Raw genomic sequence first — 14,427 nt, forward strand, 5'->3', positions numbered from 1 at the left:
CATTTCAAGCATAAATGGAGGCAGCAGGATGAACAGCATGAAGGCATTGGTCTTTGAAACGTTTGGCGGACCGGAGGTGCTCGAATACAAGGAGATTCCCGCGCCGGAGCTTAAGCCGGGAACCGTATTGGTGCGGCTGAAGGCCGCCGGTCTGAACTACGCCGATATTTACCGCAGGAAGGGCAATTATCATTTGGCGGGCAATCCGCCTTATATATTGGGTTACGAGGGAGCGGGGATCGTTGAGGCGGCCGGTCCGGATGCGGGAGGATTAAAGCAGGGCGACCGGATCGCTTTCTGCGATGTTCCGCATGCCAATGCGGAGCTTGTGTTGGTGCCGGCGGAGAAGGCGATACCGCTTCCGGACGATATCAGCTTCGAGACTGCGGCGGCGGTATTGCTGCAGGGTATGACCGCGCATTATTTGACTCGCGACAGCTACTGCGTGCAGGCGGGCGACGAAGTGCTTGTCCATGCCGCGGCCGGAGGCGTCGGGCAGCTGCTCGCGCAGTTTGCCAAGCGGCAGGGTGCGCGCGTGCTGGGGCTTGTCTCTTCGGAGGCAAAGCGTGAAGCCGCGCTTGCGGCGGGGGCCGACGAGGCATTGCTCTACGGCAGTCAATGGGCGGAGGCGGCGAAGAGCTGGTCAACCGGCGAAGAAGGAGTCACGGTTGCGTATGATTCCGTTGGCTCCACACTAATGGACAGCTTTGCGGCCGTGAAGACAAAAGGGACGGTTGTCTTCTTCGGCATGGCGGGGGGCGATCCGGCCTTCGTCGATCCGCGGATGCTTATGGATACGTCAAAGACGTTAACGGGCGGCGATCTATGGAATCATGTTACATCCAGCGAAGACCGCATCCGCAGGGCGGACGAATTGTTCGGCTGGCTTCGGGACGGAAGCCTGAAGCTGGGGACGCCAAAAGCCTTTCCGCTTGCGGAAGGCGCGGACGCCCATCGGCTGCTTGAAAGCCGTCAGAGCACAGGCAAGATTATACTGGTTCCATAACTTTCATAACTAATCGGCTAAGCCGGGGGCGCCAAGCATTAGAGGCGTACCCGGCTTTTTATGCGTCGTACAGCCCAGTTGTTGCGCTTACGGAATGTGTTCATACGGTAAAGGGCATCTTAATCCTATCACGGAGGAAGACTGCGCCAGCTTTGCCATTTTTCAAAAGTTAACGTTGACGTTAACATTAACTTAGGTGTAGAGTAATGAACAGAGAGAGTAAAGGAAAGAGGCGATGAAAATCTTTTACAAAATCGAGGATGTTGCGAAAATGGTCGGTTTAACGAAACGCACGCTTCGTTATTATGAGGAGCTGGGCTTGTTGACTCCGCCGGAGCGCAGCGAGGGCGGCTTCCGCTTGTATACCGACGAGCATGTCGAGCGGCTGAAGAAGCTGATTAATGCGCGCGACGTGCTTGGCTTCTCCTTGCAGGAGCTGCAGCAATACGTGACGATGAGCGAGGAATTTATTAATCAGCGCGACGAAATCAGGCAGACAGAGGACGCCGGGCTGCGTCTTCAGAAGATTGACGAGCTTGAGCAGACGGTAGTTAAGCAGCTGGAGCTGCTTGACCAGAAGCTGGAGAAGATGAAGAACATGCGGTCGGAGATTTCCCAGCTCAAGGACAGAATCAACGAAGCCAAAAAGAAATATAAACAGGAGTGAGAATGAGCGTGGCAAATTCATCTCAACAGGCAGCTTCGGCTGCCAATCAACCTTTATCCGTTGAAAAAGGCGGTTTCTTTCATCAGCCCCGCGCTGTCTGGGCCGTCTTTTTCGCAGGCATTATCGCTTTTATGGGGATTGGTCTCGTTGACCCGATCCTGAAGGCTATTGCGGAAGAAATGCATGCATCGGCCAGCGAAGTAAGCTTGCTCTTCACCAGCTATAACGCCGTTATGGCGGTTGCGATGCTGATCACCGGCGTGGTGACCTCGAGACTTGGCATCAAATGGACGCTTCTTCTTGGCGTCGTTATTATCGCGGTATTCTCGCTCCTCGGCGGGCTGTCGAACGATATTTGGGCGCTTGTCGGCTATCGGGCCGGCTGGGGTCTCGGCAATGCGTTCTTCGTAGCGACGGCTTTAACCGCAATCGTGTCCTTGTCCAAAAGCGGCGTGACAAAAGCCATCATTCTCTATGAAGCCGCGATTGGCATCGGGATTTCGGTAGGTCCGCTGCTTGGCGGCGAGCTGGGCTCCATCTCGTGGAGAGGACCTTTTATCGGCGTTGCCGGTCTGATGGTCATTGCCTTCCTGGCGATTATCTTTATGATGCCAAAAGCGGCCGGAGCGCCAAAGGCGGCAGCTGCACCGGCGAGGAAAACCTCCCTGCTGGATCCATTTCGGGCTTTGCGGCATCGTCCGCTTGTCGTTTTTGGTCTGACGGCTTGCTTCTATAACTTCGGCTTCTTTACGTTGATGGCTTACGCGCCGTTTGTAATGGGGCTTGGCATCCATGAGCTCGGCTACGTATTCCTCGGCTGGGGCATTCTGCTGGCCGTTACTTCCGTCTTTATGGCGCCATGGCTGCAGCGCAAATTCGGCACGGTCAAATCGATGGCGGTTATGCTGACGCTGTTTGGCCTTACCTTGCTTGCGATGGCCATCTGGACGAATACCCAATGGGTCATTATCGCCAGCGTTATCTTTGCTGGGGCACTGCTCGGCAACAACAATACCCTTATTACAACGGGCGTTATGAATGCCGCTCCGGTCGAGCGTTCGACAGCGTCGGCGGCCTACAGCTTCCTCCGGTTTATCGGCGGCGCGATTGCTCCTTATTTCGCCGGCAAGCTGGCGGAATGGTTTAATCCGCATATTCCGTTCTACGTGGGGGCGGGTTTTGTTATCGTATCGGTCCTGTTCATCTTGGCGAACCATAAGCATGTGAAGCATGTCGATCATGCAGGCGGCCATTAATATTAGCTGTATTCATGCAGAGAGCTATCCCACCGGGCAACGGTCCGGCGGGATAGCTCTTTCTTTTCCTTATACGAAGGAAGGGATTTCACCCGTTCCCGGCAAATAGATGTATCAGGATGCTCAAGACTTCTACTTATCCCTGGGAAGGAAGTGCTTGTCTTGTCTAATCGATTAACGCATTACCCCAGTCCAACGGATCTGCCTCTTGCGAAGGAGCTGCCGGATCCGTTCGTCTTTCAGGACGGTCGGCGCGTGAAGACGCCGGCGGATTGGGAGGAACGTTCACGGGAATTGCAGGATCTGTTTCATTATTATATGTACGGTTATATGCCGGATACGGCTGGAGAGCAGGTAAGATATGAGAAAACGGAGCAGGGTCTGCGGGTTGATGTTACCCGGGGTGACGCGAGGGGTTCCTTTATGGCCCGAATCAGCTTTCCGCCGGCAGATTGCGATATAACGGGACCTTATCCGGTCATCTTTACGATTGGATCGCTTGAGGGCTGGCAGCCCGACGGGCAGGCCGCGACAAATCACGCGGAGCAGGCCAATCAACGGGGCTATGCCGTTGTTACGCTGCTCCCGCAGGAAATCGCATCGGATGACGCGGAGCGCACGGGCGCTTTCTTCACGTTGTATCCTTACGCACCGGCACCGGACCAGAATGACGTGGGTATATTTATTGCGCTTGGCTGGGCAGCGGGCAAAGTGCTGGATGCCTTCGAACAGCAGCTTTACCCCGGGATCGACGTTTCCCGTGCCGCCGTGACCGGATTCTCGAGATGGGGAAAATCAAGCCTTGTCGCCGGAATGACCGACAAGCGTTTTGCCTTGGTTAACCCGCATGCTTCCGGCGCTGGCGGCATGGCCTCGTTCCGGTATTCCTTCGAAGGAAAAGCGTATCCCTGGGGCATTGCCGGAAGAAGCGAACCGCTTGAAGCGCTGCAAAGCGAAGGCGAGGCGCATTGGTTTAACTCGCTGTTCCGCCAGTTCAGCGACCCTGCGGCACTTCCGTTTGACCAGCATGAGCTTGCCGCGCTGATTGCGCCGAGGGCGCTGCTTCTGACCTGCGGTTATTCGGACGATTGGATCAACCCCGAAGGGATGTATGTCTCTTATGCGGAAGCCGAGAAGGTGTACCGCTTCCTTGGTGCCGAGGATCAGATCGGAATCGCCTACCGGCAGGGCGGTCATAACCGGACGCAGGAGGATATCGACCATCTGCTCGACTACTGCGATTGGCGGCTCAGAGGAGTCCCGCCGGTGTACTCCGATTATAAAAGCTGTTTGTATGAACCCTGGGAACGCAGGGGAGAGTAAAAATAAGCCTCTTGCAGAGACCTAATTCTGCAGGCGGCTTCCTTTTTGACTTAACAACGTAACAGTGTTATGTTATATTGAGAGCAAAGGGGGCTGAATCGTGGAGGAAGAACTAATATCCAAGAAGGACTTATTGGAGCTTACGGGTATTTCGTATGGGCAGCTGTACCGCTGGAAGCGGAAAAACCTGCTGCCGGAGGAATGGTTTATCCGCAAATCGGCGTTTACCGGGCAAGAGACTTTTTTTCCAAAGCAGAAGATCCTGGATCGAATCGATAAAATCGTTAACATGAAGGATGATCTTTCCTTGGATGAGCTGGCGGATATGTTCTCGCCGGCCTCAAAGGCCATCTCGATTTCGATGAAGGAATTAATAGAACGAAACATTGTTTCATTAAGTGCCGCAAAAGCAGCCGAAACCTATATCGGACAATCGGAAATGTACACGTTTGAGCAGACCTTATGCGTCTATATTTTGGACTATTGCCTGCAGACGGGGGAGATCAGCCTGGAAGAGGGCAGAACGATGCTGCCAACCTTCCTCGAGCACTACAAGAAGTTCAAGGAACAGCAATGCGATCTGATTTTGCTTCGAAAGATGGGCGTGTCCGTCTTTCTTCTTGTTCCATCCGGCGGAGAAATTCATTTCGAAAGCGGAGTAAAGATCATCCTCCGAGTGGATGTGCCGGCTATGATCGAGCAATTAAAATTGAAGCTAATGGCGATATAACGGAGGTGTAAAACGTACAATGGGAGAAAAACAACGAAAAATACTCATTACCGGGATCGGCAGATCCGGCGGCGGAGATGTTCATCTGGCGAAGATTGAGGGAGTCGGCAAGATTGAAGGGGATGTCCGGTGCTATGAGTTATCGATTAACGGCAAGGGCGACGTACAAGGACATGTCAGGGCCGTCACGGCTTCCATCAATGGCATGTCTTCCATCCGCGGGGGATTGCATGCCGACAAGCTTAACATTGAAGGTAAAGTAAGCTTTGGCGGACCCGTCACGGGCGAGCAGATGTTCATGAACGGAATGGTGACGGTGAAAGGCAGCTGCGAGACCGAAATCTTTGAAGCAAACGGACGGATGGACATCGAGACGTTAAATGCCAGCCAAATTAAGCTGATGCTCCACGGCAGCAGTCATATCAACGAGATTGGCGGCGAGAGCATTCATATCGGCAAGCAGCCCGGCAAAGGGTTCGCCAAATGGCTGCAGTCCGTTCCGGGGCCATTCGCCAACAAGCTGAGCGCTGAAGTCATTGAAGGCGACAATATCTATCTGGAGTATACGACGGCGGATATCGTGCGCGGGGGAATCGTCCGAATCGGACCGGGCTGCACCATTGGCAGCGTGGAATATAAGCAAAGCCTTGACGTGCATAGCAGTTCCAGAATCATCAAGCATGTCCAAATATAAACGGAAACGGAGGAGATCCGATGAATCAGCATGTGGCTGGCAAGACTGTCAGAAATTTAAGAATTACCGGCAGCTCCAGCGTTATGGGCGGCACCTATAATAATGTCAAAATTGTCGGAGAAGGCGCGATCGAGGGAGATACGGCTTGCACCAAGCTCAGCTGCGTAGGGACGCTGGAGGTTGATGGCACGGTGACGGCCGATACAATCAACATTGTGGGCACTTGCGAGGTGACAGGCGGTCTTCGCGGAGGCGAGCTCAAAACGTCAGGCACGGTCAGCGTCGGCGGGACTACTCAGCTCAAGGAGCTGAATATAGCAGGCACGATAGAATCGAAGAATCATGTCTACAGCGAGCTCATCAAGCTGAGAGGCATGCTGCACACCCTGGGCGATTGCGAAGCCGAGCAGTTTACGGCACGGGGCATCTTTGAAATCGGCGGTTTGCTGAATGCGGGGAAGCTTCAAGTCCATCTGTACCGGGACTGCAAGGCACACGAAATCGGAGGCGGTCATATAATGGTTCGCAAAGCCAAGTGGCTGCATCCGCTCAGCTTCTTTTTCAAACCTTCTTCCAGCGCTAGGTTAACGGTCTCAGTTATGGAAGGAGATCATATCTATTTGGAAAATACGATTGCTGATATAGTAAGAGGGAACAAGGTAGTGATCGGGCCAGGCTGCGAGATCGGGCTTGTCGAATTTAAGGAGCATTTCGAGAAAAGAAAAGACGCCGTCGTAAGAGATAACCGAAAAGTTTAGGCGATTTTGTGATGTTTTGGCAGACCGATTGACATCGCCTTGGCCTTGCGCTAAAATTTCGCTGTGCGATCGTTCAGTGAAATTCATGCTTACGAAGTAAGGAGGTGGCGACGATGACTCGCAACATCCGAAAAGAGCAGGCCGCTGAAACACGAGAAAAAATATTGGAAGCAGCAAAATCATTATTTGCGGAAAAAGGATACCATGGCACCCCGGTACGAGAAATTACGAGGAAAATCGGGATGGGAGACGGTATCCTTTATCATTATTTTCCGGGCGGCAAGCGGGAGATTATGGCGGTGCTGCTACGTGAGAGCTTCGAGCACCGTAGAGAAGGAATAAAGCAGATTCAACGGGTTGTCGAGGGCCTCGACCTGCGGGACGCGATGATCACCATTAAGCGACGCTTGTACGAACTGTTTACGGAGGATATGGACTTAACGCGGATTTTGTTTCGGGAGAATGACCTGCTGGGCTTCGAGGAAGCCGAGCAATTAACGGTGCTGATTCGCGAGCAGTGCGCCATTTTTGAAAAGTTTCTAAGAGAACGGCACGAGAAAGGCGAGATTCGCGCTCTCGATTTCCGGATAGCGTCGCGACAATTCTTGTCTACGACCTTGCATGCGATTATGAGCAAATCGGTTGGGATACAGCTCCTGAACGAACCGGATGTTTATAAACATATGGAAGAGAATGTGGATTTTACAATAGATCTATGGAGAATTCCTTCAGCTACAGAGAAAAAGCCGAAGGTTCTTTTGTGTGATTCACAATGAAATACAATGAAAGGTGATGACTAGGGTGTCTTTAATAACCAGATTTTTAAATAGAAGATTCTATTATTTCGTTATTATCCTGCTGATTAAAAGTATCGTAGCCCGCGATGTCGTCTTCGGCAACGGTTTTTCGTGGCTGACGATTATGACGGAGATTCCCTTCTTTGTCGCGGTATTCTGTCTGATTGAGTTTTTTGCAGGCAAGCGCAAGATGCTTTATTACATGATCGTCAATTTGCTGTTTACGGCCTTATACTTCGCCATACTGATGTATTACAAGTACTACGGCATTATCGTCAATACGGATGCGTTAAGCCAAGCCAACAAAATGGCCGAGGTAGGGGAAAGTACCTACTCGCTGATGGATCCTTATTATTTGCTTATTTTCGTTGACATTATCGTGATTTCGGTTGTCCTCATTCTGCCAAGGTTCAGGAAAGCCCGCCAGGAAGCCCAGCTGCGTCCGGTGAGAAGCAAAGCGTGGATGGCGGTATTCGCCTTGTCCGTTGTCGTTTGCCTGGTGAACGTATGGCCGAACCGCGCGAGCATGAACGAGAACAAGCAAGCCGAAGAGATGGGCCTTCTCGATTACGAAGTATACAACATCATCGATAAAATGATGGAGAAAGAGCCGATTACGCCGATCGACCAAATTACGCAAGCGAAAATCGATGAGCTTAAAGGCATTACCGTGCAGGCATCGCCGAAATACTTTGGTGCCGCGAAAGGCAAAAACGTCATTATTCTTCAAATGGAATCGTACCAGGACTTCCTGATCGGCCTCAAAGTTGGCGGCGTGGAAATTACGCCGAACATGAACAAGCTGGTTCAGGAAGCTACGCACTACAAAAACTTCTATACGATGGTCGGCCAAGGCACAACCTCGGACGCAGAGTATGTGGTGAATACATCGCTGTACGTACCTAAGCATAAAGCAGCGACAGACGTAAACGTCGACAAAGCGCTGCCAAGCTTGCCGAAGCTGATGAAAGAGAACGGTTATTATACCGCAACGTTCCATACGAACGCGGTTGAGTTCTGGAACCGTACGGAGCTGTACTCGGCTCTTGGCTGGGATAAATATTACGATCAAGCCTTCTATGGCGACGAAGACCATGTAGCCTTCGGCGCATCGGACGAAGTTTTATATTCGAAGACTCTTCCTGAGCTTGTGAAGCTGGATCAGGCGGATAAGCCGTTCTATGCGCAAGTGATCTCGATGAGCGCGCATCATCCTTACAACATTCCGACTTCGAAGTACCGGATCGAGCTTCCTGCGGAATTCAAGGATGACAGCCTTGTAACCCGTTATCTGAAAGCTCAAAACTACGCCGACTATGCGCTTGGCCAGTTTATCGACGGCCTGAAATCGAGCGGCCTGTGGGATGACAGCATTGTCCTCATGTACGGCGACCACCAAGGTCTGCCGCTGTACTCGCTGGACGATAACGAAAAAGCGCTGATGAAGGAAATGCTTGGCACGGATTACGGCCATACCGAAATGTTCAACATCCCTCTTATTATGCACGTTCCGGGCGTAACTCAACCGTCCGAAGTGGATAAAGTGGGAGGTCAGATTGATATTCTGCCAACCGTTGCGAACCTGGTAGGCGCGTCGCTGTCGAATCAGATTCACTTTGGCGAAGACCTTCTGAACCAAAGCTCGGAGTTGATTCCAATGCGTCACTTCCTGCCTAGCGGCTCGGTTATCGACAACGAGAACCTGTTTGTGCCGGGTATCGAATACAAAGACGGCACGAACCACAAAGTGGTCGACGGCACGGAAACGACGGAAGGCGGCGTAACCGAAGACGAGTACAACAGAGCGCTTGAGCTTCTGCATTTGTCGGACAGCTACGTACAGCAGCTTCCTCATAAGTAGAATTTAACGACCAAAGGCAAAGGCCCCCTTAGGATAAGGGGGCCTTTGTTTGTTCTTTTTTGCTGTAACGCCAAGTTGAGAACAGCTGAATGGCGGCCGCGAAGAAGAAAGGAAGGATATGCTCGCCCTCATCGATCAGGCGTCCAAAGGCACCGGGCCATAGAATGGCGCCTAACCGGATAAGGAAAGACGCAAGCCACGAGGACCAGGAGCGCTGCTTCCTGGCAGGCTGGGCGTTTATTACCGCATACCGTGTGCCTCGCGTGCCAAGGTTGAACATAGGAGCGTACGATTTACCGCGACATGGATGCCCTCAGCTTGTCGGGCATTCCGGTTTACGCGGATCCCGGTGCCGGTGGCGGATTTTCGCTCCCGCCTAATTACAAAAGCCCGATTGGCGGCTTAACGACGCCAGAAATTCAGGCCTTGTTCCTGTATGCGGCGGAGGGATCGTTGGATCAGCTGGGAATAGGCTCCGCGCTTCGTTCCGCGCTGCTCAAGCTGATGCAGGCGCTGCCGGAGCAAAGCCGCAAGGATGCCTATTGGATTCAGCAGCGGATTCATATCGACCCTGATTCCTGGCAGCAGGAAGAGAAGGCTTTGCCGCATTTTGCAGCGGTTCAAGATTCGATTATGAAGCTTTGCGAGGTCCAGATCAGCTACAGGAACCGTGCCGGCTTGGAGAAAAGCCTGATTGTAAAGCCTTACGGTCTTGTAGCCAAAGCCGGCATATGGTTTCTCGTTGGAGAAGGCGATCAAGGGGCGCAGGCCTACCGGTTATCCCGCATTCAGGACGTAAAGGTTACAGAAGGAAAGTTCGAGCGGCCCGAGAGCTTTGACCTGCAGGCTTTTTGGAAAGAGTGGGTGATTCGTTACGAGGCAAGAAACATCACGAATAGCTGAATGCAGCTGCTTCTGCATCAAATCGTGATAGGGGCGGGTCTTGCGGGACTGGCAGGTGCAGCGGAAATTGCGAATGCCGGGAAAAAGGCTGCCCCGTTAGCCATTGGCTTTTGAGGCAGCCTTTTACTACTTAATCATTTCTTCAGAAGCAGGAACAAGAAATACGGCGCTCCGATCAGCGATACAACGATGCCGGCCGGCAATCCGCCCGCAATGTCGATTTGGCGGCCAATCGTATCGGCCAGAACCAGCAGCCATCCGCCAAACAGGATGGAGATCGGAATAAACAATTGATTACGCGGACCTACCAGAGCTTTTGCGATATGCGGAGCAAGCAGACCGATGAAAGCGATCCCGCCTGTGACGGATACGGCGGATGCCGCAAGCGCAACAGCGGAGAAGAGCAGCACCAGGCGCTCTTTGGTCAGCGAGATGCCAACCCCAACCGCAACGGGTTCGTTTAACGCCAGAATGTTAAGGCGGTTTGCCTTGTATAGCGTAAACGGAATAAAGATGGCGAGCCATGGCCACATAGCGTTAATAAATACCCAATCCGTTCCCCAAATGCCGCCGGCGATCCACTTGGCGATAAAATCCACCTTCTGGCGGTCAGCGGAGGATATGAGCACGATCATGACACCGCTAAGCGCCATCTGGAAGCCGATACCCGTCAACACCATGCTGACCGGTTGGATGCCGACATGCTTTTTCCAGGAGAAAAGAGCAATAAGGACCGCGGTTGCCAGACCGCCGATAAACGCAACAACCGGCAGGGCGTACACGAACGGACCGGCTTCCGTCGGGAAGAACAGGAAGAAGACCGTGATGGCAACGCCAGCCCCCGAGTTGATGCCAACAATGCCGGGATCGGCCAGATCATTGCGGGAAACTCCTTGCAGAATGGAACCGGACAAAGCAAGCGCCATGCCCGCGAGCAAAGTAATGATGACACGCGGCATTCGTATGTCGAACAGGATAAAGTTTTCTTTTTTCGTGCCATCCCCGAAGATTACGGGAATCAGCCTTTTAAAGGTTAAAGTGGAGTAACCCAGACTAAGGCTGACAATAACGGTCGCCACAATAAGCAGAAGCAGGATCCCGAGAATGATGCGTTGTTTTCGAACCATATGCGATAAAATCATTTCAGCGCTTTGCCTCCTCTTCTAACGATGATAAGGAAGAAGGGCAGACCCACAACCGCAATAACGGCCGCTACAGGGGTTTCGTACGGCGCATTGATGGTCCGGCCGATCAGATCCGCAAGGAGCATAAAGGAAGCACCCGCGAAAACGGACATCGGAATGGAATAGCGATAATCCTGGCCGACAATAGCCCGCACGATATGCGGGATCATCAGGCCAAGGAAAGCCAGATTGCCGACTAGCGCGACGGAAGCGCCCGCGAGCAGAATCGTAACGGTGAACAGGATGCCTTTGATCAGACCGGTTTTTTGCCCGAGACTGGTCGCCACGTCTTCGCTAAGACTAAGAATGGTGAGCTGCTTCGACATGGCAATGGCAATAAGAATGCCGGCTGCGATGACCGGAACAATCGTCTGAAGCTGCCCCCAGGACGTTCCGATCAGACCGCCGGCCGTCCACATGTTGACGTCCTTGGATACCTTGAAGGTGAGGCCGATGCCTTCGGCAACGGCGTACAGAAACGTAGAAACGGCGGCACCCGCGAGTACGATCCGGATAGGGGAGAAGCCGCCCCGTTTTGCCGCGCCGATCCCGATAACGAGAATGGAGCCTAGGGCGGCACCGACAAAGCAGGCAATCATAATGCCGAAATAATTGATTTGAGGGAACAGCGCAACCGTTGCGGCAAGGGCGGCGTTCGCGCCGGCCGATAAGCCAAGAAGCCCCGGGTCTGCCAGAGCATTCCGGGTCACGCCCTGCATAATGGCGCCGGATACGGCTAGCGCCGCACCAACAAAGATTGCCGCGATCTCGCGCGGCAGCCTGATTTCACGCAAAAGCGTCACTTTCTCGCTGGTATCGTGAGGTGACGTCAGCGCGAGCCACGTATCATGGACCGTGGTGTCGGCAGCGCCGAACACCATGGCCAAGAAGAAGATTGCGACAAAGAAAACGATCCCGGCAAAAAGTTTGAGTGCAAATGGAATTGGGCGTCTCGTTTCCTGCGTCATCGGCTTAATTCCCCAGGAACTGCTCTTTGAAGAAGTTCAGCTGATAGTCAAGCGTATACGCATCATTGAAGTAGAAGCCTCTAGCGTCTGCCGTGATGACATGATTGTTTTTTACAGCAGGGATGTTCTTGTAAGTTTCGGTTTCCGTAATGGAGCCTGCAGTATCTTTAGTTTGGCTGAAGACGATGTAGTCGCCCGCGTATTGGGGAAGAACCTCCAGGGATAAAGCGTACCAGCCGTCCTTCGAGGTCATTTCTTTTACTTTCTCGGGCATCTTCAGGCCCATCGCCTGGTACAGAATTTCGGTGCCGCGGCCCCAGGCATCTCCGAACATATACAATTCCTTGTCGTAGTTCTCAATGACCGTAACCGTGGAGTCTTCTCCGATTTTCGCTTTAATATCTTTGCCGATTTGAGTGGCGCGTGCTTTGAAGTCTTCGACCCAAGCCGTTGCTTCTTTTTCCTTGTTAACGGCTTTGCCGACTTCGATATGCTGCTGCAGGTAATCGACTTTGTTGTAGGTGAAAATAACGGTTGGAGCGATTTCCTTCAGCTTATCGACATTTTTTGTCGTTTCGGTACCAATGATCAGATCCGGCTCCAGCTCGAGAATTTTCTCGACATCCTCTTCGGATACTTCGGTAACATCCTTCAGCTGCTCAGTGAAATTGGGATTGTCTTTCGCCCAGGAGGTAACGCCAACGGGAGTAAGGCCAAGGGATATCAGGCTGCCTGTGTAAGAAGAAAGATCAACAATGCGCTTCGGATTAGCAGGCACTTCCATAGGGCCGCTCTCCGACTGAAAGGTAATCGTGCCTGTCGCTTCGGAAGTCGTGTCCGCCGATGGGGAGGCATTCGCTGCCCCGGCATTATTTGAGGCGGTGGCGTTTGCCGCTCCGGCATTATTGCCCGAGTTGTTGCTGCCGCATGCGCTCAGAATGATAACGAAGAGCATCATGAGGGAAATAAGTGCTTTTTTCATGGTTGGGTAAACTCCTTATATATGGATTGGAACACATAAACAACGAGGGCAATATACTAATTTCAACGCTCATCAAGTGATAATGATTATCACTATCTGTGCCATTTACTAAATTATAGGGATTTGATCCGATTGTCAACCGCTTATTGAAAAATATTCTCAAAGGCCGTATACTATTGATAATGATAATCAATTACGACGGTGCTTTTCCGGGGAGGAATGTTCTTGACGCAAGAAGAGTTGTATGACGTAACGGTAATCGGGGGCGGTCCTGCGGGGCTCTACTCGACTTTTTATAGCGGACTTAGAGAATTGAAGACCAAGCTGATCGAATTCCAGCCGTTTCTGGGCGGCAAGGTTCATGTGTATCCGGAGAAAATGATCTGGGACATTGGAGGGCTGACGCCAACGCCGGGCGCTCAGCTGATCGAGCAGCTGGTGAAGCAGGGACTGACGTTCGACCCCGAAGTTGTCCTGAACGAAAAGGTCGAATCCATTACCAAGAACGAAGACCATATCTTTGAGCTGCATGGCTCGTCGGGACGCATTCATTATTCGAAGACCGTTATCGTTGCGGTTGGCGGCGGCATACTAAATCCGACCAAGCTGGCGATTGAAGGCGCGGAGAAGTTTGAGGTAACCAACCTGCACTATACCGTTAAATCGCTTAAGAGATTTAAAGACAAGAACGTCGTGATCTCCGGCGGCGGCAACTCGGCCGTGGACTGGGCGATGGAGCTTCTGCCCTTTGCGAGGAGGATCTATATAACCTATCGCAAAGAGGCCTTGTCCGGGCATGAAGCGAATGTAACGACGCTGCTGAACAGCCCGAAAGTCGAGTGCTTGTTCCACACCGAAATTACGAAGCTAATGGCGAATTCCGGCGATGAGCTTGTTGAACGCGTCGAGCTTACGAACAGCAGGTCCGGCGAAGTATCCCATCTGTCGATTGACGAGGTTGTCATTAATCACGGTTACGACCGGGATTCCTCGCTGCTCGAGAACAGCAAGCTGAATATCGAGATGGTCGACAATTGGTATGTGAAAGGCAATCCAAGCGGCGAAACTTCCGTGCCGGGCATGTTTGCCGCAGGGGATATCCTGATGCACGACGGCAAGCTGCATCTTATTGCAGGCTGCTTCCAGGATGCGGCGAATGCGGTGAACAGAGCGAAATCCTTCATTCAACCGGAAGCTAATAAGTACGGAATGGTCTCATCCCATAACGAAATATTTAAAGAACGGAACCGCGAGCTTGTGAAGCAACTGATGGTCTAATATAGAGCAAGGACGGAGCA

General features: G+C 52.3%; 14 protein-coding genes. 11 read left to right on the plus strand and 3 right to left on the minus strand.

Features of this window, described 5'->3' with window-relative positions; translation table 11 throughout:
• Positions 1–37: 37 nt before the first annotated feature.
• From EV294_RS15980 to EV294_RS16025, 10 genes are all read left to right on the plus strand, one after another.
• The gene (locus EV294_RS15980) at positions 38–1,006 is read left to right on the plus strand and encodes a quinone oxidoreductase family protein (RefSeq protein WP_132308951.1); all 969 of its coding nucleotides are present in this window, start codon (positions 38–40) and stop codon (positions 1,004–1,006) included.
• Positions 1,007–1,241: 235 nt separating this feature from the next.
• Positions 1,242–1,673, plus strand: a complete 432-nt coding sequence (locus tag EV294_RS15985) for a MerR family transcriptional regulator (protein ID WP_132308461.1) — start codon at positions 1,242–1,244, stop codon at positions 1,671–1,673.
• 2 nt (positions 1,674–1,675) lie between these two features.
• Positions 1,676–2,929 (plus strand): MFS transporter, encoded by a 1,254-nt coding sequence (locus EV294_RS15990; protein WP_132308463.1) that lies wholly within the window; start codon positions 1,676–1,678, stop codon positions 2,927–2,929.
• 162 nt (positions 2,930–3,091) lie between these two features.
• The gene (locus EV294_RS15995; protein WP_132308465.1) at positions 3,092–4,252 is read left to right on the plus strand and encodes a glucuronyl esterase domain-containing protein; all 1,161 of its coding nucleotides are present in this window, start codon (positions 3,092–3,094) and stop codon (positions 4,250–4,252) included.
• Positions 4,253–4,352: 100 nt separating this feature from the next.
• Positions 4,353–4,982 (plus strand): YhbD family protein, encoded by a 630-nt coding sequence (locus EV294_RS16000; protein WP_132308467.1) that lies wholly within the window; start codon positions 4,353–4,355, stop codon positions 4,980–4,982.
• Between the two features lie 19 nt (positions 4,983–5,001).
• Complete coding sequence (locus tag EV294_RS16005) at positions 5,002–5,676, plus strand: polymer-forming cytoskeletal protein (RefSeq protein WP_132308469.1); 675 nt, start codon at positions 5,002–5,004, stop codon at positions 5,674–5,676.
• 20 nt (positions 5,677–5,696) lie between these two features.
• Positions 5,697–6,434 carry a hypothetical protein gene (locus EV294_RS16010; RefSeq protein WP_132308471.1) on the plus strand — a complete coding sequence of 246 codons (738 nt, stop codon included), beginning with the start codon at positions 5,697–5,699 and terminating at the stop codon, positions 6,432–6,434.
• Positions 6,435–6,547: 113 nt separating this feature from the next.
• Positions 6,548–7,210, plus strand: a complete 663-nt coding sequence (locus tag EV294_RS16015; protein ID WP_132308473.1) for a TetR/AcrR family transcriptional regulator — start codon at positions 6,548–6,550, stop codon at positions 7,208–7,210.
• Positions 7,211–7,226: 16 nt separating this feature from the next.
• Positions 7,227–9,092, plus strand: coding sequence for an LTA synthase family protein (locus EV294_RS16020; RefSeq protein ID WP_208403504.1), 1,866 nt, complete (start codon positions 7,227–7,229; stop codon positions 9,090–9,092).
• Between the two features lie 318 nt (positions 9,093–9,410).
• Positions 9,411–9,995, plus strand: a complete 585-nt coding sequence (locus EV294_RS16025; protein WP_165930696.1) for a helix-turn-helix transcriptional regulator — start codon at positions 9,411–9,413, stop codon at positions 9,993–9,995.
• Positions 9,996–10,129: 134 nt separating this feature from the next.
• Here the strand turns inward: EV294_RS16025 and EV294_RS16035 are convergent, their stop codons facing one another.
• From EV294_RS16035 to EV294_RS16045, 3 genes are read right to left on the minus strand one after another with little or no spacing between them, the layout of a single operon-like run.
• Complete coding sequence (locus tag EV294_RS16035; RefSeq protein ID WP_132308481.1) at positions 10,130–11,137, minus strand: FecCD family ABC transporter permease; 1,008 nt, start codon at positions 11,135–11,137, stop codon at positions 10,130–10,132.
• Positions 11,134–12,147, minus strand: a complete 1,014-nt coding sequence (locus tag EV294_RS16040) for a FecCD family ABC transporter permease (RefSeq protein WP_132308483.1) — start codon at positions 12,145–12,147, stop codon at positions 11,134–11,136. Before EV294_RS16040 ends, EV294_RS16035 begins: the two co-directional genes overlap by 4 nt.
• Positions 12,148–12,151: 4 nt before the next feature.
• Positions 12,152–13,129, minus strand: coding sequence for an iron-hydroxamate ABC transporter substrate-binding protein (locus EV294_RS16045; RefSeq protein WP_132308485.1), 978 nt, complete (start codon positions 13,127–13,129; stop codon positions 12,152–12,154).
• Positions 13,130–13,354: 225 nt separating this feature from the next.
• Between EV294_RS16045 and EV294_RS16050 the strand changes: the two genes are divergently transcribed.
• On the plus strand, positions 13,355–14,407 hold the full coding sequence (locus EV294_RS16050) for an NAD(P)/FAD-dependent oxidoreductase (protein ID WP_132308487.1): 1,053 nt from the start codon (positions 13,355–13,357) through the stop codon (positions 14,405–14,407).
• Positions 14,408–14,427: the final 20 nt, after the last annotated feature.

This window comes from Paenibacillus sp. BK033 (assembly GCF_004345425.1).
Lineage (GTDB): Bacteria > Bacillota > Bacilli > Paenibacillales > Paenibacillaceae > Pristimantibacillus.

Coding starts and splice junctions, on each gene's coding strand:
- EV294_RS16035 (WP_132308481.1), bottom strand. CDS start 11,137: ATGATTTTATCGCATATGGTTCGAAAACAACGCATCATTCTCGGGATC.
- EV294_RS16020 (WP_208403504.1), top strand. CDS start 7,227: ATGACTAGGGTGTCTTTAATAACCAGATTTTTAAATAGAAGATTCTAT.
- EV294_RS15980 (WP_132308951.1), top strand. CDS start 38: ATGAAGGCATTGGTCTTTGAAACGTTTGGCGGACCGGAGGTGCTCGAA.
- EV294_RS15990 (WP_132308463.1), top strand. CDS start 1,676: ATGAGCGTGGCAAATTCATCTCAACAGGCAGCTTCGGCTGCCAATCAA.
- EV294_RS16040 (WP_132308483.1), bottom strand. CDS start 12,147: ATGACGCAGGAAACGAGACGCCCAATTCCATTTGCACTCAAACTTTTT.
- EV294_RS15985 (WP_132308461.1), top strand. CDS start 1,242: ATGAAAATCTTTTACAAAATCGAGGATGTTGCGAAAATGGTCGGTTTA.
- EV294_RS16045 (WP_132308485.1), bottom strand. CDS start 13,129: ATGAAAAAAGCACTTATTTCCCTCATGATGCTCTTCGTTATCATTCTG.
- EV294_RS16005 (WP_132308469.1), top strand. CDS start 5,002: ATGGGAGAAAAACAACGAAAAATACTCATTACCGGGATCGGCAGATCC.
- EV294_RS16010 (WP_132308471.1), top strand. CDS start 5,697: ATGAATCAGCATGTGGCTGGCAAGACTGTCAGAAATTTAAGAATTACC.
- EV294_RS16015 (WP_132308473.1), top strand. CDS start 6,548: ATGACTCGCAACATCCGAAAAGAGCAGGCCGCTGAAACACGAGAAAAA.